Raw genomic sequence first — 19,126 nt, 5'->3', positions numbered from 1 at the left:
CTGCTCGAGGTGCTGGGCGCATGGGGCGACCGTTCCTAGCCTCGGGCCAGCAGCCCCCCAGGCCATGGCCAGCCCCCTGCCCTTTCGCCACCTGCTCGTTCCCATCGACGGTTCCGAGCTCTCGGATGCCGCCGTGCAGCAGGCTGTGGCCCTCGCTGAGGCCCTCGCGGCGCGGATCACCTTCTTCCACGCCCAGGAGAGCTTTTACGGGCGTCCGGACATGGCGATCTTCGGAGAGGGGCTGGCCGTGGACCCCAAGGTGGGCGAGCAGTTCGCCAAGGCCAGCGCCGTCTGGACCGAGGAGCTGCTGACCAAGGCCAGGGCCGTGGCCACAGCGGTGGGGCTGGAGTCCGACGCGGCGACCAGTGTGGATCCGGTGGTGTACGAGGCGATCCTGCGGGTGGCCAGCGAGCGCGCCTGCGACCTGATCGTGATGGCCTCCCATGGCCGCCGCGGCCTGGCTGGCCTGCTGCTGGGCAGTGAGACCCAGCGGGTGCTCACCCATGCGCCGATCCCGGTGCTCGTGGTGCCGGGCAGGCCGCAGCAGGGCTAGGGGATCAGGCCCGCTGCCTGCAGTTCCTCGGTGTAGCCGAGTTGCCGGGGATCCTCCAGTCGGTCGGGAAACAGCAGGCCGTCGAGGTGGTCGCACTCGTGCTGCACCACCCGGGCGTGGAAGCCTTCCGCCTCCACCTCCACCCGGCAGCCCCGGGGATCGAGGGCCGTGTAACGGATGTGCTCCCAGCGGGGCACTGCGCCGCGCAGTCCCGGCACGCTCAGGCAGCCTTCCCAGCCCAGTCCCCTGCCCTTGCCCAGGGGGGTGATCAGAGGGTTGATCAGCACCGTTTCCGGGATCGGTGGCGCCTCGGGGTAGCGCGGATTGCGGGTGATGCCGAAGATCACCACCCGCAGGGGCACCCCGATCTGGGGCGCCGCCAGTCCGGCACCATGGCGCGCGGCCATGGTGTCGCGCAGGTCGCTGATCAGCGCGGCGATGGCCGGTGCCGTGGGATCACCCACAGGGCTGGCCACCTCCCGCAGGCGGGGATCCCCCAGACGCAGCACCTCGCGCACCGCCATCGCCGTGATTGCCGTGGTGTTGACAGTCTCCCTGCCTCTGCCCGCGCCTGGCGTCAGCCCTGGCCCTGCAGGCCTGCGGCCCGGGCGATCAGCTGTTCTGCGGTGGCCTCGTACACAGCTCTGGCCTGGCCGTCGCTGCCTCCCACGCAGGTCATGCCGAGCTTGCCGTATTCCGACAGGCAGCCCAGCAGGTGGAAGACGCTGCCGCGCAGGCGTGCCGGGTCGTAGTGGAGGCCGGCGTCGGCCACGATGTCGATCAGATCCAATGGCAGCAGGCCCCGCAGGCGCTCATCGCAGAGGTTGTCGGTGGCCACGTAGTGCAGCGGCTGCCCCGTGGGCGAGAGGAACAGGCCGGTGGCGGGATCCAGTTCGCCGGTGGTGATGGCCCTCAGGGCCATCGTGGGATGGGTGGTGCCGCCCTGGCGCAGATTCACCTCGATCGCCTGCAGGTCCCAGTGGCCGTCGATGTGGCGGGCGATGAAGTCCACCGCGTAGCGCTCCAGGGCCCCCTCGGCTGCCAGGGCCTCGCCCACGGCCCGGCCGTGGCGCATCAGTTCCAGGCGGTAGGGCTCCTCGGCTGGGAAGCGGCAGCCCAGGTAGGTCTGGCCGCTGGGCCCCCCGAGGATCTGCTCGTGGGTGGAGAGCACCTCCACCGTGCCCGGGCGCCCGCCACCACCCGGGTGGATCGTGCCCTGCACGCTCGGCGAGCTGAGGGCATCGCCGCCTTCCAGCCAGGCCTCCACCAGGGCGCCCTGGTGGGTCACCAGCTCGCGCCACTGGGGCGGGGGCATCGCCAGATCCTCCAGGGCCTGGCGGATGCGGCCGCGACGCTGGGCGGCGCTGAGCCCATCCAGCAGCAGCGCCTCCAGATCCAGGGGGGCGTTGCCCTCGCCGCTGAAGCCCTCGTTGAGCTTGACCACGCAGCGCCGCAGGTGGGGGTGCGCCTCCCACAGCTCCGCCGTCACCTCGGCCAGGTCGTCGAGGTTGTGCACCAGGCCGCTGCCCGGTGGATGGGGCACGCCGCAGCGGGTGAACAGCTCCCGGCTGCCGGCCTTGCTGCCCCAGTAGTTCAGGGCCGGATCGGTGCCCAGTAGGGGTACCTGCAGCCGCTCGGAGAGCTGCTTCTCCAGCTCGGTCACCACGTAGCAGGCGATGAAGCTGCGCCCGGGCCGCAGCAACTCCTGGATCCGCGCCAGCAGCCGGGGACGTTCCAGCAGCTTGGCGGTGAGGGGCCGGTTGGAGGCGTCGTCGGCATCGAAGAGGTGCAGGCGACGGCGGGCGTGGGAGGTGGGCACGCCGGGCAGCAGCTCCAGAACCGCATCCACCACCAGCTCGGGCAGCAGCTTGCTGGTCACGTAGACGGCCCGCACGCCGGGATCCCGTAGCCGCACCAGCGAAAACAGCTGGCGCTCCTCGTAGTGGTGGGCGCCGGTCACCAGCTCCATCTGGGCCCGGTCCATCGTCAGCGAGGGCACCACCAGCAGGTCGAAGTCGGTGCCGTTGCGGCCCTGCTCGTCGCCCCAGTCCGGCAGCAGCTGGGCCTGGAGGTCGCGGAAACTGAGGGCCATGGCCGGTGGCCACCAACTGGCCCCATCCTGCTGGCTGTGGGGGCCGGGATCCAGCGGGTTGGACTCCGTAGGATTAGGGCCTGACAGTGGATGGTTGCGGCGTGCAGGTCACTCGCCCCTTGGCCACTGCCCAAGTCGCCACTGCCCAAGTCGCCACTTCCCAAGTCGACCCTGCCCAACGTGCCCCCGACAGGGACGCCAGCGGCCCGATCGCGCGTCCCATCGCCGCGCGCCACGCCTCTGGCTGGGTCGCTGCAACGGGCTTGAGCCTGGTGCTGTTTCTGGTGGCGCACCTGCTGGGGGTGGCCCTGGCACCCATGGATCCGGTGCGCTTTGAGGCCTACGCCGCTGCCCTGCACGCCAGCCCCTGGCTGCCGCTGGTGGAGCTCGCCCTGGTGGCGGCGGCCCTCACCCACCTGGCGCTGGCGCTGGCCAAGGTCCTCGCCAACCGTCGCGCCAAGATCGGTGGCGAGCCCCTTCCCCCCGGCTCGCCCGGCTTGGTGAGTCGCCGCGGCGACCCCGTGGCGGCGCTGGCGGCCCGCAGCGCCCCCCTTACCGGCGCATTGCTGCTGGCCTTTCTGGCCGTGCATCTGGCCCAGCTGCGCTGGCTGCGTCCGGCCGCCGGCCAGGAGCTGACGGCCCTGCAGGCGGCCCTGGCCTCCCCCGCCGCCCTGGCGCTTTACCTGGCGGCGGCGTTGGCGCTCGGGCTGCACCTGTTCCATGGGGCGGAGGCCGCCCACCGCAGCCTGGGGCTGCTGGATCCCGCCAACGGCGCCCGGATCCGCCGCTGGGGCCGGGTGCTGGCCGTTGCCCTCGGCGCCGGCTTCGCCCTGGTGCCCCTGCTGCTGGTGCTGGGCCATGACACTTGATCCCCGCATTCCCGCGGGGCCGGTGGCCCAGGCCTGGACGCACTGCCGCGAGGGGCTGCCGCTGATCAGTCCACTGCGCAAGCGGCAGTTCACCCTGGTGGTGGTGGGCAGCGGTCTGGCCGGGGCTTCGGCGGCCGCCGCCCTGGCGGAGCAGGGCTACCGGGTGCGGCTGGTGACCTATCACGACAGCCCGCGCCGGGCCCACTCGGTGGCGGCCCAGGGCGGCATCAATGCCGCCAAGAACTCCGCCAACGACGGCGACAGCATTGCCCGTCTGTTCGCCGACACCGTGCGCGGCGGTGACTTCCGCGCCCGTGAGGCCGGCTGTCACCGGCTGGCCGAGATCAGCTCCGCGATCATCAATCAGGCGGTGGCGCAGGGAGTTCCCTTCGCCCGGGAGTACGGCGGCACCCTGGCCACCCGCAGCTTCGGGGGCTCCCTGGTGAGCCGCACCTTCTACGCCCGCGGCCAGACCGGCCAGCAGCTGCTCTATGGGGCCTACCAGGCCCTGATGCGCCAGGTTGCCGCCGGGCGGGTGCAGCTGCTCTGCCGCCGCGACATGGTGGAACTGGTCACGGTGGATGGGGTTGCGCGCGGCGTGGTGTGCCGCCACCTGGTGAGCGGTGCCCTGGAGACGATCACAGGCCACGCCGTGCTGCTGGCCACGGGCGGCTATTCCAACGTCTACTACCTCTCCACCAACGCGCTCCAGTCCAACGCCAGCGCCATCTGGCGCGCCCACCGCCAGGGGGCCCTGTTCGCCAACCCCTGCTTCACCCAGATCCATCCCACCTGCATCCCCAGCGGCGATCCCCACCAGAGCAAGCTCACGCTGATGAGCGAGAGCCTGCGCAACGACGGCCGCCTGTGGCTGCCGTCCCACCCCGGCGACGCCCGCCCTCCCGACGCGATCCCCGAGGCGGAACGCGACTACTTCCTGGAGCGCCAGTACCCCGCCTACGGCAATATGGTGCCGCGGGATGTGGCCTCGCGTCGGGCCCGGGAGCTCTGCGCCGCCGGCCAGGGGGTGGGGCCCGGCGGACGCTCCGTCTACCTCGACCTGGCCGAGGCGATCGGCCGGGAGGGCCGCAGCGCCATTGAGGCCCGCTACGGCAATCTGCTGGCCATGTACGAGCGGATCACGGGCGACGACCCGCTGGCCGTGCCGATGCGGATCTACCCCGCCCCCCACTACACGATGGGGGGGCTCTGGGTCGACTACCACCTGATGAGCACGATCGCGGGGCTGTTCGTGCTCGGGGAGGCCAACTTCTCCGAGCACGGCGCCAACCGCCTCGGCGCCAGTGCCCTGATGCAGGGCCTGGCCGATGGGCTGTTCATCGCGCCGGCCACGGTCACCGCCTGGCTGACGGGCCAGCCCCTGCCGGAGGTGGGCCCCGATCACCCTGCCTGCCGCGCCGCCCTGGCCGCCGCCGAGGTCCGCATCGCGGCGCTGCTGGCGGTGGGGGGGCGGCGGCCGGTGGATGGCTTCCACCGCGAGCTGGGCCTGCTGCTCATCGACAGCTGTGGCATCAGCCGCAACGCCGAGGGCCTGCGCCGCGGCCTGGAGCAGGTGGCGGCGCTGGAGGCCTCCTTCCACGCCGATCTGCGGCTGCCCCAGCAGGTGAGTGGTCCGAACGCCGAACTGGAGAAGGCCCTGCGCCTGGCGGATTTCTTTTCCCTGGCCCAGCTGATGCTGCGCGATGCCCTGGCCCGCGAGGAGTCGTGCGGGGCCCACTTCCGCGAGGAGCACCAGACCCCCGAGGGGGAGGCCCTCCGCGACGACAACCACTTCGCCCACATCGCCGCCTGGGAGTTCCGCGAGGGCGGCGTCCCGCTGCGCCACACCGAGCCGCTCAGGTTCTCGCTGGTGCAGCCCAGCCAGCGCAGCTATGCCTGAACCGCCAGGTCAGAAGCGTTCGCAGCTCGGGCTCTGGGGCCGTCGGGACTGCTGCTCGGGCCCAGGGCGGCCGGTTCCGGCCTGCCGAACCAGTACCCCTGTCCAAGGCCGCAGCCCATGGCCAGCAGGCCCTGGTGCTGGCTCTCCGTCTCGATGCCCTCGGCGATCACCGTGAGGCTGAGATCCTGGGCGAGGGCGATCATCGACTGCAGCACCTTGGCCTTGCGGGGATCGATCAGGAAGTCGGCGATGAAGCTGCGGTCGATCTTGACGGCATCGATCGGCAGCTCCGCCAGGGACGACATGCTGGAAAATCCCGTGCCGAAGTCGTCGAGGTAGACCTGAACCCCCGCGCTGCGCAGTCGCCCTAGCTCGTGGCTGGTGTGCTCCAGCTGTTCGATGAACATGCCTTCGGTCACCTCCACCGCCGTCCGGCACAGATCCACTCCGTGGTGGCTGGCCTGGAGCAGGAACCAGTCGGCAAACCCCTCCTGTTTCAGCTGAAGGGGACTCACGTTGATGGAGGTCAGCAGCGGTTGGTCCCGGTCCTGGAGCCAGCGCTGGTGGGCCAGGGCCTCACTGATCACCCAGCGCCCCACCGGCAGGATCATCCCGGTGCGTTCGGCCAGGGGAATGAACTCATCGGGCGAGAGCACCGGGGCCTGCGGTGTGTGGATGCGCACCAGGCTTTCCTGTCCAACGGTCTCGCCGTTGTGGAGATTCACGATCGGCTGGAAGACCAGTGCCAGCTCCCCATTGTCGATCGCCTGGCGCACCCGACGCCGCAGCACGATCGTGTGCTTGACCTTCGTGTCGATGGACGTGTCATAGCTGGAGATGCTCAGCGCATCGCTGGCTTTGGCGTCGTACATCGCCAGGTCGGCGCGGCGCAGCAGTTCCTCGGGGGTCATGGCGGGGTCATCGGTGCTGGCGATTCCCACGCTCATCGACGGCCGAATTGCCTGGTCTTCGACGATCCAGGGCATCTGCAGGCGGCGCTGAAGACGTCTGGCGAGACGGAACGGGTCGCTGCTGACAGTGGTGCTGCGGGTCAGCACCACGAATTCGTCACCACCCAGCCGCGAGAGCATGTCGCCAGGGCGAAGAGCGCTCTGCAGCCGTTGGCCGATCTCCACCAGCAAGTCATCACCCACGTGGTGGCCGTAGAGGTCATTGATCTCCTTGAAGCCATTGAGGTCGCAGAACAGAATGGAAATCACCCCAGGCTGATCCTTGAGGATGGCCAGGGCTTCCGTCATGCGCCTCTGCAGGCCACGACGGTTGGGCAGGCCGGTGACAGGGCACTCCACAACTTTCGCCGCCAGCGTGAGCTGCTCTTCCTGCAATCTGGTATTGCGGATCTCGCTCTCCGTGCGCAGGCGCTCGGCAAGGTCGATCCTACGTTTGAGATTTTCGTTGCTCACCTGATCGGTGATGTCGCGGATCCAGAAGATCAGCGGGTTGGACCGGTCGGCCTCGAAGGCGTGCCACTCCAGCTCCAGAGCCCTCAGGGGCTCCTGGCTCAGCAGCACGGTCCTGGAACTGACGGCCGATGTCCCCAGCTCGCGGAGGTCGCTCGGCAACAGGGGCTGTCCCTGCGCGTCCAGGGGAAGGGTGGCGGCCATCGGTCGGCCCAGCAGCTGCAGTTTGCTGCTGGCGGCGAGGCGTTCGAAGCTCTGGTTGCACCAGAGGATGTGGCCATCGGCCGTGGTGATCACCAGGCTGTCCCGGATCATGGCCAGGGCCGCCTCCATGCGCCCCAGCACCTGGCGCATTTCATGGATCAGGGTGCGCTCCCGCGACTGGGCTCGCTCTGCATCAGGCATCGGGTTGCGTGCCCTCCGGCAGGGGGGTGAGGGTGGCACCGAACAGCCAGTTATCACCATATTTCTCGGCTACGATATAATGCTCCGAGACGCATACGCTCCCGTCCCGGCAGGCGGTCTTCAGGCGCAGGGGATGGGCCAGGATTGTGGAGAATTCCGTGGCCTGAAAGCGGGAGAAACCCAGATGATGAGACATCTGAAAGGCCTCCGGAAGAATCATGCTCAGAGGCTGATCCAACAGGTCCTTCTCCTCCCAGCCATAGGCCTCCTGGAAGGCCTGGTTGATCGCCAGTACAAGGCCGGCGTGGTCAACAAGCACGAAAGGGCGGTCACTGCGCTGCAGCTCCTCGATGCTGGGTGTGGAGTCGGCTGAGGAGGTGGCCTCCATGATGGTGTATCCAAGGCCTATACCTCGCCAAAAGTAGCGTTACCCAAGCCGCCATGCGGTTCCGAGGCTCGCCCCTCGCGGGTTCACTCATAGGGTCTTCTTCGGCGCGCTCCTCCAACTGGGCGGTCCCCCTTCGCACGGTTCCCCTCCGCACGGTTCCATGACCAGCCGCGTCCTCAGTCTGCACCTGCGTATCTGGCGCCAGCTGGGCCCGCAGTCGCCGGGCGCCTTCGAGAACCACCGGCTGGAGCGGGTGTCCGCCGATCTCTCCCTGCTGGAGGCCCTCGACCTGCTCAATGAGCGCCTGGTCGCCGCCGGCGAGCGGCCGGTGCACTTCGAGCACGACTGCCGCGAGGGCATCTGCGGCAGCTGCGGCTTCCTGGTGAATGGCCAGGCCCACGGCCCACGGCTGGCCACCACCGTCTGCCAGCTGTATCTGCGCCAGTTCGCCGATGGTGACTGCCTCGTGCTGGAGCCCTGGCGCGCCGCCGCCTTCCCCCTGATCCAGGACCTGGCGGTGGAGCGCGCGGCCCTCGATCGCCTGATCGCGGCGGGGGGCTACTGCTCGGTGCCCATCGGCAGCGCGCCGGAGGCCAATGGCCTGCTGGTGGGCCGTGAGCAAGCCCGCTCCGCCTTCGAGACCGCCGCCTGCATCGGCTGCGGCGCCTGCATCGCCAGTTGCCGCAACGCCTCCGCCAGCCTGTTCGTGGCCGCGAAGCTGGCCCACCTGGGCCAGCTGCCCCAGGGCCAGCCCGAGCGGGCCCGCCGGGCCGCCGCGATGCAGGAGCAGATGGCGGCCGAGGGCTTCGGCAGCTGCAGCAGCCAGTTGGAGTGCGAGGCCGTCTGCCCGCAGCAGATCTCCGCCGACTGGATCAGTTGGATGCACCGCGAGGCGCGGCCCTGAGGCTGTTGTGCGCTGTGGCGGTTCAGCTGCCCCTGGCTGCTCTGCACCGCCCAGAGGGCGAAGCCCGCCGGCAGACGGGGGACTTTCTTAAGAGCTGTGTGCTGAGCCACGCCCATCCCCGCTGGGGAGTTAGCAACGGCATCAGCAGCAGCGGCGGCGCCCGGCCGTGACCTTCTTTCTCAAGCTCACAGAGGCGATCGCCAGCCGCCAGTCGCTGCTGATCACCGGGCTGGATCCCAACCCGGAGATGCTGCACACCTGGAACCGCAGCCGCGGCGGCGGCACGGGCTCGTTCCTCTCCCAGGCGCGGCGCTGGATCAAGGCGGTGATCGAGGCCACCGCCGACCACGTCTGCGCCGTCAAGCCCAGCCTGGGCTTCTACCAGGCCTTGGGTGCCGTGGGCATCGACCTGCTGCGGGAGGTGCGGGAGCTGGTGCCGCCCGATCTGCCCCTGATCCTCGACGCCAAGCACGCCGATCTCAACTCCGCCTCGGCCCTGGCCCACTACCTGTTCCACGACCTGGGCGTCGATGCGGTGTCGCTCTCGCCCCTGGCCGGCCAGGACATTGCCGCCCCCTTTCTGCTGCACACCGACCGGGCCGTGGTGGTGACCTGCCACAGCTCCAGTCCGGCGGCGCGGGTGCTGCAGCACCACCCCGATGAGAGCGACCCCTTCTATCTGCGGGTGGTGCGCGAGAGCCAGCTGTGGGCCACCCCGGAGCAGCTGCTGCTGGAGGTGGGCACCAGCGATCCCCGCATCCTGGCGCGGGTGCGGGCCGCCGCCCCGGAGCACGTGCTCATCCTGCGCAGCCTCTGGGGCCGGGAGGAGCGGCTGGAGGCGCTGCTGCAGGCCGGCCTCACCAGCGCCGCCGATGGTCTGCTGTTGCCCCTGCCCCAGAACCTGCTGGTGGAGGAGGGGCTGGCGGAGGGGGCGGCGGCCCTCAAGCGTCAGATCAGCGCCGTGCGCGAGCGGGTGATCGCCGCCCGCAGCCCCGACGCCGATCGCTGCGACCTGTGGCTGCCCCAGCCGGCGGCTGCAGAGGGACGCCCCAAGGAGCCCGCCGCTGGCCCCTGTTCCGATCCACCGGCCGATCCAGCGGCCGACCCAGCGGCCGATCCCCTGGCCCCGCTGATCGTGGATCTGTTCGATATCGGCTGCCTGCTGTTCGGCGACTACGTGCAGGCCTCAGGTGCCGTGTTCAGCTATTACATCGACCTGCGCCGCATCATCTCCGATCCCAACCTGTTTCACCGGGTGCTGCACACCTACAGCGTGCTGCTGCAGGGGTTGAACTTCGATCGCATCGCCGGCATTCCCTACGGCTCGCTGCCCACCGCCACCGGCCTGTCGCTGCAGCTGCACAAGCCCCTGATCTATCCGCGCAAGGAGGTGAAGGCCCACGGCGCCCGCCGCCAGATCGAGGGCGATTTCCGCGAGGGCGAGACCGTGGTGGTGGTGGACGACATCCTGATCACGGGTGGCAGCGTGCTCGATGGCATCGCCAAGCTCGCCAGCTCGGGTCTGGTAGTGCGGGATGTGGTGGTGTTCATCGACCACGGTGGCCAGGCCAGAGCGCGCCTGGCCGCGGCCGGCTACCGCACCCACGCGGTGCTGGACATCGATCGCATCACGGCGGTGCTGCTGGCGGCCCGGCGATTGACCACCGAGCAGGCGGCCGAGCTGGGTGCCCATGCCTGAGGGCGGTGCGGCGATCGGATCGCGGCTCGCCGCGATGATGCGCTCGGCCAGATCGGTGGCGGCCTCCTCCGTGGCGGTCTGGGTGATCACGAAGCCCCTGGTCGTCGCCCTGGACCAAGGCGGTCGTCACGCGGATGCCCTCACCCCCCAGGGCCCAGAGCACCAGGGCCTGGCGCCGCGAGCCCGTGTTGGCGATCTCTCCGGAGGTCGTGCAGCCGATCACCGCGGTCCCTGGCGGGAGCCCCTCCCTCAGCCCTGCAGCGCTTCAGCTCATCAAGCTCTTCCTCAGACGGGTTAGGTGGCAGCGGCCTCCGGGCACGACGGGTCTACGGTCGCCTCACTCCCCTCGTCTGCCGAGCGATGCTTGCCGTTCCGTCCCTGCTCAGTGGCGTTCCGGTCACTGGCGGGGCGGTTCCAGACCTGGGGACAGGACCTGGAGGCAGCGTGGTCGGGGTGGGGCTCGACGCAGTGCCGATCCAGGGCCAGCTGCTGTTCGTGGGTGTGCTGTTCCTGGGCACCCTGGCCATCAGCCGCTTCTCGATCCGCATCGGCATCCCGGCGATCCTTGGGGTGCTGCTGCTGGGCCTGTTCATCAATGTCAACTACCTGAACCTCAACCACCATCAGGCTGAGAACCTGCACGTGTTCGGCCTGGCGCTGCTGCTGTTCTATGCGGGCCTGAAGACCGACCTGGCCGCGATCCGCGGCTTCCTGGAATACGGCCTGGTGCTGGCCGTCGGCGGCGTGATCGCCTCCTCCACCGTGCTGGGGCTGCTGATCTGGTGGTTCGCCTCCGACACCGGCGCGGCCCTGGCCCCGGGCCTGGCCGACGCGATGCCCCTGGCGGCGGCGCTGCTGATCGCCGCCTGCCTGGGCTCCACCGATGCCGGCGCCACCTTGAGCGTGCTGGCCCAGGTGCGCCATCGGATCCCGGTGCGGCTGCGCCACCTGCTGGAGTTCGAGTCGGCGGTGAACGATCCGGCCGCCCTGCTGGTGTACGGCCTGATCGTGGGGATCTTCGTGGTGAGTGGCACCGATCCGCTCAGCGCCGCCGGCCCGGGCCTGGAGCGCACCGTGCTCGAGGGGCTGCGCGGCTTTGTGCAGCAGATCGGCGCCGGGATGATCGTGGGGGTGGCCTTCGGCTACGTGGCCAAGCTCGTGATCGACCTGCTGGTGCACGAGAAGGCCCAGCTGCTGGTCGTCGCGATGTCGATCGCCTTCGTCGACTACGGCTGCACCCACTTCCTGGGCGGCTCGGGCTTTGTGGCCGTCTACGTGACGGGCTTGTTCATGACCAACCTGCGCTATCGCCGCACCGACGTGAATCACGAGTCGATCCAGGAGGTGCTGCTGCCCTTCAACACCATGACCGAGATCACGATCTTCCTGCTCTTCGGCCTGCTGGTCAGCCCCAGCGACCTGATCCCATCGCTGCCGATGGGCCTGGTGAGCGCGGCGGCCCTGATGCTGGTGGCCCGGCCCCTGAGCGTGCTGCTCTGCCAGCCCGTTTCGCCCTTCAGCTTCAGGGAGGGGCTGCTGATCTCCTGGTGCGGCCTGCGCGGCGCCGTGCCCCTGGCCCTCTCCTACAACGTGGTCACGGCCATCCCCCGCATCCGCGGTGTTGACCCCTCCAGCGTGGAGGCCCTGGCCCGCAACGCCCAGAGCATCGTGTTTGTTGTGGTGGTGCTCAACCTGCTGCTGCAGGGCCTCACCCTGCCGCGGCTGGCGCGAGCCCTGGGGCTGCAGCCGGAGCCACCGGTCGAGCTGCAGGCCTGAGCCTCAGGCCAGCCGCCAGGGCAGCGCCTCGCCAGCATGGAAGGGCACCAGGTGGGTGGGGCTGGTGCTGCCGTTAGCGAGTTCAAGGCCAATGGGCACCGCTTCCGCCCCATCGTCGTCGGGGTCCTGGCGCTCGAGGGTGAGGGTGTCGCCGTTGAGGGGCAGGCCGTAGAAGCGCGGGCCGTATGTGCTGGCGAAGGCCTCAAGCCTGTCCAGGGCGCCCTCCTGCTCGAACACCGCCGCGTAGCTCTCGATCGCGTAGGGGGCGTTGTAGATCCCCGCGCAGCCGCAGGCCGATTCCTTGGCCTCGCGGCTGTGGGGGGCCGAGTCGGTGCCGAGGAAGAACTTGGGATTGCCGGAGGTGGCCGCCGCCCGCAGGGCCAGCCGGTGCCGTTCACGCTTGGCCACCGGCAGGCAGTAGAAGTCCGGCCGCAGGCCGCCGGCGAACAGGGCGTTGCGGTTGATGTGCAGGTGGTGGGGCGTGATCGTGGCCGCCAGGTTGGGCCCGGCCTCGGCCACGAAGGTCGCGGCGTCGGCGGTGGTGATGTGCTCCAGCACCACCTTCAGGCCCGGATGGCTTGCCAGCAGTGGGATCAGCTGCCGCTCGATGAACACGGCCTCGCGATCGAAGATGTCCACCGACGGATCGGTCACCTCGCCGTGGATCAGCAGCGGCAGGCCGATCCGCTCCATCGTTTCCAGCACCGGCGCGATATGGGCCAGATCGCGTACCCCGGCATCGGAATTGGTGGTGGCCCCGGCGGGATAGAGCTTGGCGGCCGTGAGGATCCCCTCGGCCTGGCCCCGTTCGAGCTCGGCCGGATCCAGGCTCTCGGTGAGGTAGGCCGTCATCAGCGGCGTGAAATCCTGCCCGGAGTGGCTGTCTGTGTCCCCAGCCCTGGCGCCCGCCGCCCCGCTCTCCCGCAGCGCCGCCAGGATCCGCTGCCGGTAGGCCGCCGCCGCCGCCGCGGTGGTGATCGGTGGCCGCAGGTTGGGCATCACGATCGCCCGGGCGAACTGGCGGGCCGTGTGTCCCACCACCGCCCGCAGCATCGCTCCATCGCGCAGGTGCACGTGCCAGTCGTCCGGGCGCCGGATCGTGAGTCGGGTGCCGGGCGCGACGGCGCCAGAGCTGTCGGCGGCCGTGGGGGTGGCGCTCATTCGCCCGACCTCCGGGCGTGGGGACCACCGGCCACCAGCCAGGCGCTCAGCGCCAGCAGCAGCACGCTGCCGCTGAACATCAGCAGACTGGTGGGGCCGGCGATCGGAAAGTCGAGCATCGACTTGAATGCCGCCACGATCAGCGCCACCACGATCACCTTCACCAGCTTTTCTTTGAGGGCATCCAGGGTGCGGATGTCGAGTAGGCCGCTGCCGCCATCCTGGCCGGGAATTCGTGCCGCCTCGATGTCGGAGATCAGCAGTTCATACACGCCATAGCCAAAGATGAGCAGGGCGATGCCGATCAGGTAGAGGTCGATTCCTCCCACGAGCTCACCCAGCAGCTTGGCCATGATGGCGCTCTCCTTGCCTCCGGCCATCAGCAGCTTAAGGGCCGAGAGAATGATGCGGGTGCCGCAGATGAAGGCGGTGGCGCTGCTCAGCAGGCTCATCACCACCGGCAGGATGGCGATCAGCCGGATGCGCCACAGCCAGCGCTCGAAGGCCATCTCCAGGCGCGACCGCCTGGCTGGAACACGGTCGCCGTGCTGGGGGCCCTCGGAGTGGGGCTCGCCCTGGCGGCTGGAGGAGTGGGAGGCCAAGAACCCCGGAGCGGTTCGCTCCTTGACCCTAGGAGCCGGCCCCTAGCCTTCCACCATGGCCCAGGACGCCGTCGCCATCCGCCTGCAGCCCCGCTCCAGCCGCGACCAGGTGCTCGGCGAGCGGGATGGGGCTATCGCCATCAAGCTGCAGGCGCCGCCGGTGGACGGCGAGGCCAACGCCGCCCTGCTGCGCTTCGTGGCCCAGCGCCTGGGGGTTCCCCCCCGCGACGTGACGCTGGTAAGGGGCGCCACCTCCCGCAGCAAGTGGATCGCGGTGCAGGGCCGCTCCGCGGCGGAAGTGCGCGCGGCGCTGCTGGGCTGAGCTCCAGAATCCAGGCCAGTGCCGAGCCGGCCCAGCCGTGCGCCGCGCGTCTCCCGCCACCCCGCATGCTGCCGTTCCACTGGCTTACCCAGACCGTTGCCCTCGGCCTGGGGATCGCCTTCAGCCCGATCAACATCGCCCTGGTGGCCCTGCTGCTGCTGGGACGCCAACCGCTGCGCCGCTGCGCCACCTACCTGGCCGGCTGGGCCATGGCCAACGGTGGTGCCCTCTGCGCGGTGGTGCTGGTGGGTCAGCGCTTCAGCTGGGCCATGCACCTGGGCTCCCGCGGCCAGGTGCTGATCGACCTGATCGGGGCCGGCGCCCTGGTGGGCCTGGGCCTGTTCCAGCTCACCCCGGCGGTGACCCTGGGGGAGGAGGGCTGGGCCATGCAGCTGATGGGCCAGCTGCCCGAGCTGGAGTGGGTTCCGCTGCTGGGCCTGGGGGCCGGCTGCGCCCTGATCAGCCCCGAAAACCTGGTGTTCTATGTGAAGGAGGGCGGCATGCTGCTGGCCAACCACACCAGCTGGCGCGGCGATCTGGAGGTGGGGGTGGTGTTCGTGGCCATGGCCACCTCGCTGCTGCTGCTGCCACCCCTGCTCTGGCTGCTGAGCGGCGGACGCCTGCGGGAGCCGCTTACCCGTCTCAACGACTGGCTGGTGCACCGGGCTGAGTGGCTGGTGGGGGTGTTTGCGCTGCTACTGGGCCTCTACCTGGGCTGGCAGGGGCTCGATGGCCTGCACCAGATGACCCTGCTCGTCGGTGCCTGATTCCATACCCAAGGGGCTGGCCATTCCTGGCAAACTGCGCCGACATCCCGCCGCCGTCTGCCGCCGCCCATGGCCCCAATGCGCAAGCTCCTTTCCGCCGCCTCCCTGCTGGCGGCCCTGGCTCTGGTGGGCTGTGCCTCCGAGGAGGGCGGCCTCCAGAGCCAGAAGCTGGCCACCCTCAAGGGCCGCGGCAAGTTGATCTGCGGGGTGGACGGCAAGCTGCCCGGCTTCAGCTTCGTGGCGCCCGACGGCCAGTACACCGGCCTGGACGTGGATGTCTGCAAGGCCGTGGCCGCGGCCACCCTCGGCGATCCCAGCAAGGTGGACTACCGGGACCTCAACTCCAGCGAGCGTTTTGCGGCCCTGGCCAGCGGCGAGGTGGACCTGCTCTCGCGCAACACCACCGTGACCCTCAGCCGCGACGCGGCCGGCGGCAACGGCCTGAACTTCGCGCCGCCCGTCTTCTATGACGGCCAGGGCGTGATGGTGCCCGTGGCCAGTGGCATCAAGGCGCTCAAGGATCTGGCCGGCAAGCCGATCTGCGTCGAGACCGGCACCACCACCGAGCTCAACCTGGCCGACCGCATGCGCGAGCTCAAGGCGGCCTACACGCCCCTGAAGTTCCAGACCGGCGACCAGACCTATGCCGCCTACCTTCAGGGCCGCTGCGTGGCCGTCACCAGCGACCGTTCCCAGCTGGCCGGCAAGCGCACCAACTTCCCCGACCCCGCCGCCCACACCCTGCTGCCGGAGGTGCTGAGCAAGGAGCCCCTGGCGCCGGCCACGGTGAACGCCGATCCGGCCTGGAGCGATGCGGTCCGCTGGATCGTCTATGCCCTGATGCAGGCCGAGGAGCTGGGCATCACCCAGGCCAACATCGACGCCAAGCTGGCCGAGGCCAAGGCCAAGACCAACCTGGCTGACCTGCGTCGCTTCCTGGGGGTCGAGGGCGAATTCGGCAAGCAGCTGGGCCTGGCTCCCGATTTCGTGGCCAAGGCGGTGAAGGCCGTGGGCAACTACGGCGAGATCTTTGAGCGCAACGTGGGCACCGGCTCCAAGCTCAAGCTGGAGCGCGGCCTCAACCGCCAGTGGCAGCAGGGTGGCCTGATCTACTCGCCCCCGTTCCGCTGATGGGCGAGCCCTTGTCCGGGCCCCTGCCCTGGTGGCGTGATCGGCGCGTGCTGCCCTGGCTGGTCCAGGGCGCCGTTGCCCTGGTGGTGCTGCTGCTGATCGCCTTCCTGCTGGGCAACCTGGTGCGCAACCTCAGCGCCGCCGGCATGTTGCTGAGCTACCGCTGGCTGCAGCAGCCCGCTGGCTTCGACATCTCCGAGACCCTGCTTCCCTTCGATGCGGGGCTGCCCTACTGGCGTGCCCTGGTGGCGGGGCTGGTGAACACCCTGCGGGCGGTGCTGGTGGGCCTGGTGGGCGCCACGGCCCTGGGCACAGTGGTGGGCCTGGCCTCCTTCAGCCCCAACGCCCTGCTGCGAGGCCTGGCCCGCTCCTACGTGGAACTGATCCGCAACATTCCGCTGCTGCTGCAGCTGGTGTTCTGGTACTTCGTGGTGTTCCTGGCTTTGCCGAACGGCGAGGCGGCCCTGCAGCTCCCGGGAGTGGTACTGGCCAAGTCTGGGTTGTTCCTGGCCTGGTTCGGCGAGGGGCTGCGCTGGAGCGGGCCCACCCTGGTGGATGGGGTGTGGCGGGCGCCGCTGCGGCTCACGGTGGAGTTCTCCGCCCTGGTGACAGGGCTGGTCGTGTACACCGGCGCCTTCATCTCCGAGGTGGTGCGCGGCGGCATCACGGCGGTGCCCAAGGGCCAGTGGGAGGCGGCGGCCTCCCTGGGCCTCGGGCCACTGGTCACCCTGCGCCGGGTCGTGCTGCCCCAGGCCCTGCGGGTGATCGTGCCGGGGCTGAACACTCAGTACATCTCCCTGGCCAAGAACTCCGCCCTGGCGGTGGCCGTGGGCTACACCGACCTCTATTCCGTGGCCGAAACCACCCTCAACCAGACGGGCCGTGCCGTGGAGGTGATCCTGATCCTGCTGGGGGCCTATCTGGTGATCGATCTGGTGATCTCGGCGCTGATGGGCTGGCTCAACCGCCTGGTGCGGATCCGGGAGCGCTGAACCCATGCCGTCTTCCTTGTCGTCTTCATCCCCAGCCCCGGACCCTGCGCCCGCCGCTGGATCCGGCCCTGGCACCTCGCCCCCAGCCCTGCGGCCGCCCCGGGGCTCCCGGTTGCGGGCGGAGCTGTTCGGCAGCCCCGGCAATTCCGCCCTCACCCTGGCGCTGCTGGCCGCCCTTGGGTCCGCCGCCTTCGGGCTGCTGCACTGGGGCCTGGTCCAGGCCCGCTGGGCGGTGGTGCGGGCCAACAGCACCCTCTTCGCCGTGGGCCGCTATCCCCAGGAGCAGCAGTGGCGCCTCTGGCTGCTCACCGCGCTCCTGGCGGCGGCCGCCGGCCTGGCCTGGGGCCTGCTGCGCTCCCATCCGCGCCGGGATCGGGGTGGTGATCTCTGGCCCCAAAACGACTGGATCGCCGTCGGTCTGCTGGCGGCCATTGCCCTGGCGGTGCCCTGGTGGCTGCGGCTGGACCCGCTGATCCAGGGGCGCTGGTGGGGCATCACGGCCCTGCTGCTGCTGGTGCGCTGGGCTGCTGGCCACTGGGGTCGGCGGCTGCCGGCGCGGGTCCTGGCCCTGCTGCCGCTGCTATGGCCCCTGCTCTACCTGGTGGGCATGCTGCTGATCAACGGCGGCCTGGGTCTGCTGCCGGTACCCCCCGGCGACTGGGGCGGGCTGCTGCTCACCTTGATCGCCGCCAGCTTCGCGATCCTGCTCTGCTTCCCCCTGGGGGTGCTGCTGGCCCTAGGGCGCCGCAGTGACCTGCCACTGCTGCGCTGGGGCTCGGTGCTCTACATCGAGTTCATCCGAGGTGCCCCGCTGATCACCCTGCTCTTCCTGGGCCAGAACATGATCGGCTTTCTGCTGCCGGGAGGACTGGCGCCCGATCGGGTCTGGCGGGCCGCCTGGGTGCTCACCTTCTTCGCGGCGGCCTATCTGGCTGAAGCTGTGCGGGCCGGCCTGGTGGCGATCCCCCCCGGCCAGCTGGAGGCGGCCCGCTCCCTGGGCCTCACCATTCCCCAGGCCCTGCGCACCGTGGTGCTGCCCCAGGCCCTGCGGGTGGCCCTGCCCACGATGGTGGGCCAGTTCATCTCCCTGCTCCAGGACACCACCATGCTCTCGCTGGTGGGACTGATGGAGCTGATGGGCACCGCCCGCACGGTGATGGCCAATCCGGCCTTCCTGGGCCGCAATGCCGAGGTGTACCTCACCCTGGCGGTGCTGTTCTGGTGCTGCTGTGCGGCCCTGGGCCTGGGCAGCCGGGCCCTGGAGCGCCGCCTCGATCCCAACCCCGCGTCCTGAACACCGAGACATGAGTTCCGCCCTGCAGCCCCCCACGGCCCACCGGATGATTGAGGCGAGTGGCGTGCACAAGTGGTACCCCAACGGCTTCCACGCCCTGCGCGGCGCCAGCCTCAGCGTGCACCGCGGTGAGGTGGTCGTGATCATGGGTCCCTCGGGTTCGGGCAAGAGCACCTTCATCCGCACCTTCAACGCCCTGGAGGATTTCCAGCAGGGCACGATCACGGTGGATGGCATCGCGCTCTCCAACGACCTGCGCCAGATCGACGCGATCCGCCGCGAGGTGGGCATGGTGTTCCAGCAGTTCAACCTGTTTCCCCACCTCACGGTGCTGGAGAACCTCACCCTGGCGCCGGTGCTGGTGCGACGCCGCGACCGCGCCGAGGTGGAGGCCCAGGCCAGGGCCCTTCTGCAGCGGGTGAACATCGCCGAGCAGGCCGACAAGTTCCCCGGCCAGCTCTCCGGCGGCCAGCAGCAGCGGGTGGCGATCGCCCGCTCCCTCTGCATGGAGCCGAAGATCCTGTTGTTCGATGAACCCACCAGCGCCCTGGACCCGGAGATGGTGCGCGAGGTGCTGGAGGTGATGCAGGACCTGGCCCGCGACGAGGGCATGACGATGGTGGTGGTGACCCACGAGGTCCGCTTCGCCCGCGAGGTGGCGCACCGGGTGGTGCTGATGGACCACGGCGAGGTGGTGGAGGAGGCGCCGCCCGAGCTGTTCTTCACCAACCCCTCGCACCGGCGGACCCGCGCCTTCCTGGACCAGATCCTCTGAGGCGCAGGCCGTCTGCCCGCCTGTCGCCCCCTGCACCCACGGGCTCAGCAGCAGCCGCGCCAGAGCCTGCGGCCC

At 70.0% G+C, this 19,126-nt stretch carries 19 protein-coding genes; 12 read left to right on the top strand and 7 right to left on the bottom strand.

All coding sequences use genetic code 11. The features are described from left to right. Nucleotides 1-64 precede the first annotated feature (64 nt). Nucleotides 65-553 (top strand): universal stress protein, encoded by a 489-nt coding sequence (locus CJZ98_RS08040; RefSeq protein ID WP_094590175.1) that lies wholly within the window; start codon nucleotides 65-67, stop codon nucleotides 551-553. On the opposite strand, the gene def is transcribed toward CJZ98_RS08040, so the two are convergent. Together def and CJZ98_RS08030 are read right to left on the bottom strand one after the other, a co-directional pair. Then, complete coding sequence (gene def, locus CJZ98_RS08035; protein ID WP_094590173.1) at nucleotides 550-1,077, bottom strand: peptide deformylase; 528 nt, start codon at nucleotides 1,075-1,077, stop codon at nucleotides 550-552. The genes CJZ98_RS08040 and def overlap by 4 nt on opposite strands. 53 nt (nucleotides 1,078-1,130) lie before the next feature. Further along, nucleotides 1,131-2,645, bottom strand: coding sequence for a peptide ligase PGM1-related protein (locus tag CJZ98_RS08030; RefSeq protein ID WP_094590171.1), 1,515 nt, complete (start codon nucleotides 2,643-2,645; stop codon nucleotides 1,131-1,133). 272 nt (nucleotides 2,646-2,917) lie between these two features. Here CJZ98_RS08030 and CJZ98_RS08025 point away from each other — a divergent pair, with 272 nt between their 5' ends. Beyond that, nucleotides 2,918-3,514, top strand: coding sequence for a succinate dehydrogenase (locus CJZ98_RS08025; RefSeq protein WP_232756331.1), 597 nt, complete (start codon nucleotides 2,918-2,920; stop codon nucleotides 3,512-3,514). Further along, on the top strand, nucleotides 3,504-5,414 hold the full coding sequence (locus CJZ98_RS08020; protein WP_094590169.1) for a fumarate reductase/succinate dehydrogenase flavoprotein subunit: 1,911 nt from the start codon (nucleotides 3,504-3,506) through the stop codon (nucleotides 5,412-5,414). The genes CJZ98_RS08025 and CJZ98_RS08020 overlap by 11 nt, the downstream gene beginning before the upstream one ends. On the opposite strand, the gene CJZ98_RS08015 is transcribed toward CJZ98_RS08020, so the two are convergent. Both CJZ98_RS08015 and CJZ98_RS08010 read right to left on the bottom strand, forming a co-directional pair. Continuing rightward, nucleotides 5,405-7,240: a putative bifunctional diguanylate cyclase/phosphodiesterase gene (locus tag CJZ98_RS08015; protein ID WP_198537578.1), complete on the bottom strand. Its 1,836-nt coding sequence runs from the start codon at nucleotides 7,238-7,240 to the stop codon at nucleotides 5,405-5,407. The two genes, CJZ98_RS08020 and CJZ98_RS08015, sit on opposite strands and share 10 nt — an antisense overlap. After that, nucleotides 7,233-7,628 (bottom strand): PAS domain S-box protein, encoded by a 396-nt coding sequence (locus CJZ98_RS08010; protein ID WP_094590165.1) that lies wholly within the window; start codon nucleotides 7,626-7,628, stop codon nucleotides 7,233-7,235. Before CJZ98_RS08010 ends, CJZ98_RS08015 begins: the two co-directional genes overlap by 8 nt. 160 nt (nucleotides 7,629-7,788) lie before the next feature. Between CJZ98_RS08010 and CJZ98_RS08005 the strand changes: the two genes are divergently transcribed. After that, nucleotides 7,789-8,532 (top strand): succinate dehydrogenase/fumarate reductase iron-sulfur subunit, encoded by a 744-nt coding sequence (locus CJZ98_RS08005; protein WP_094590163.1) that lies wholly within the window; start codon nucleotides 7,789-7,791, stop codon nucleotides 8,530-8,532. 166 nt (nucleotides 8,533-8,698) lie between these two features. Beyond that, on the top strand, nucleotides 8,699-10,231 hold the full coding sequence (locus tag CJZ98_RS08000) for a bifunctional orotidine-5'-phosphate decarboxylase/orotate phosphoribosyltransferase (RefSeq protein WP_094590161.1): 1,533 nt from the start codon (nucleotides 8,699-8,701) through the stop codon (nucleotides 10,229-10,231). On the opposite strand, the gene CJZ98_RS19520 is transcribed toward CJZ98_RS08000, so the two are convergent. Further along, nucleotides 10,161-10,484 carry an FIST N-terminal domain-containing protein gene (locus CJZ98_RS19520; protein WP_108723289.1) on the bottom strand — a complete coding sequence of 108 codons (324 nt, stop codon included), beginning with the start codon at nucleotides 10,482-10,484 and terminating at the stop codon, nucleotides 10,161-10,163. The genes CJZ98_RS08000 and CJZ98_RS19520 overlap by 71 nt on opposite strands. A gap of 200 nt (nucleotides 10,485-10,684) precedes the next feature. Between CJZ98_RS19520 and CJZ98_RS07995 the strand changes: the two genes are divergently transcribed. Then, entirely contained in the window at nucleotides 10,685-12,007 is a 1,323-nt protein-coding gene (locus tag CJZ98_RS07995; RefSeq protein ID WP_232756327.1) for a cation:proton antiporter domain-containing protein, read from the top strand. A gap of 3 nt (nucleotides 12,008-12,010) precedes the next feature. Here CJZ98_RS07995 and pyrC read toward each other — a convergent pair whose 3' ends face one another. Both pyrC and CJZ98_RS07985 read right to left on the bottom strand, forming a co-directional pair. Then, entirely contained in the window at nucleotides 12,011-13,168 is a 1,158-nt protein-coding gene (pyrC, locus tag CJZ98_RS07990) for a dihydroorotase (protein WP_094590157.1), read from the bottom strand. Continuing rightward, the gene (locus CJZ98_RS07985; RefSeq protein WP_315855787.1) at nucleotides 13,165-13,770 is read right to left on the bottom strand and encodes a YqhA family protein; all 606 of its coding nucleotides are present in this window, start codon (nucleotides 13,768-13,770) and stop codon (nucleotides 13,165-13,167) included. Before CJZ98_RS07985 ends, pyrC begins: the two co-directional genes overlap by 4 nt. A gap of 55 nt (nucleotides 13,771-13,825) precedes the next feature. Between CJZ98_RS07985 and CJZ98_RS07980 the strand changes: the two genes are divergently transcribed. From CJZ98_RS07980 to CJZ98_RS07955, 6 genes are all read left to right on the top strand, one after another. After that, nucleotides 13,826-14,092: a DUF167 domain-containing protein gene (locus tag CJZ98_RS07980; RefSeq protein ID WP_094590155.1), complete on the top strand. Its 267-nt coding sequence runs from the start codon at nucleotides 13,826-13,828 to the stop codon at nucleotides 14,090-14,092. 65 nt (nucleotides 14,093-14,157) lie between these two features. Then, nucleotides 14,158-14,859, top strand: coding sequence for a GAP family protein (locus tag CJZ98_RS07975; RefSeq protein WP_094590153.1), 702 nt, complete (start codon nucleotides 14,158-14,160; stop codon nucleotides 14,857-14,859). Nucleotides 14,860-14,937: 78 nt separating this feature from the next. Next, nucleotides 14,938-15,990 carry an amino acid ABC transporter substrate-binding protein gene (locus CJZ98_RS07970; protein ID WP_198537585.1) on the top strand — a complete coding sequence of 351 codons (1,053 nt, stop codon included), beginning with the start codon at nucleotides 14,938-14,940 and terminating at the stop codon, nucleotides 15,988-15,990. After that, the gene (locus tag CJZ98_RS07965; RefSeq protein ID WP_094590149.1) at nucleotides 15,990-16,982 is read left to right on the top strand and encodes an ABC transporter permease subunit; all 993 of its coding nucleotides are present in this window, start codon (nucleotides 15,990-15,992) and stop codon (nucleotides 16,980-16,982) included. Before CJZ98_RS07970 ends, CJZ98_RS07965 begins: the two co-directional genes overlap by 1 nt. Before the next feature lie 16 nt (nucleotides 16,983-16,998). Then, complete coding sequence (locus CJZ98_RS07960; protein ID WP_232756326.1) at nucleotides 16,999-18,276, top strand: amino acid ABC transporter permease; 1,278 nt, start codon at nucleotides 16,999-17,001, stop codon at nucleotides 18,274-18,276. Nucleotides 18,277-18,286: 10 nt separating this feature from the next. After that, nucleotides 18,287-19,051: an amino acid ABC transporter ATP-binding protein gene (locus tag CJZ98_RS07955; protein ID WP_094590145.1), complete on the top strand. Its 765-nt coding sequence runs from the start codon at nucleotides 18,287-18,289 to the stop codon at nucleotides 19,049-19,051. Nucleotides 19,052-19,126: the final 75 nt, after the last annotated feature.

Source organism: Vulcanococcus limneticus LL (assembly GCF_002252705.1).
Taxonomy (GTDB): domain Bacteria; phylum Cyanobacteriota; class Cyanobacteriia; order PCC-6307; family Cyanobiaceae; genus Vulcanococcus; species Vulcanococcus limneticus.
Note: the sequence above shows the minus strand (reverse complement) of the source record. Positions and strands in the feature narration are given on the sequence as shown.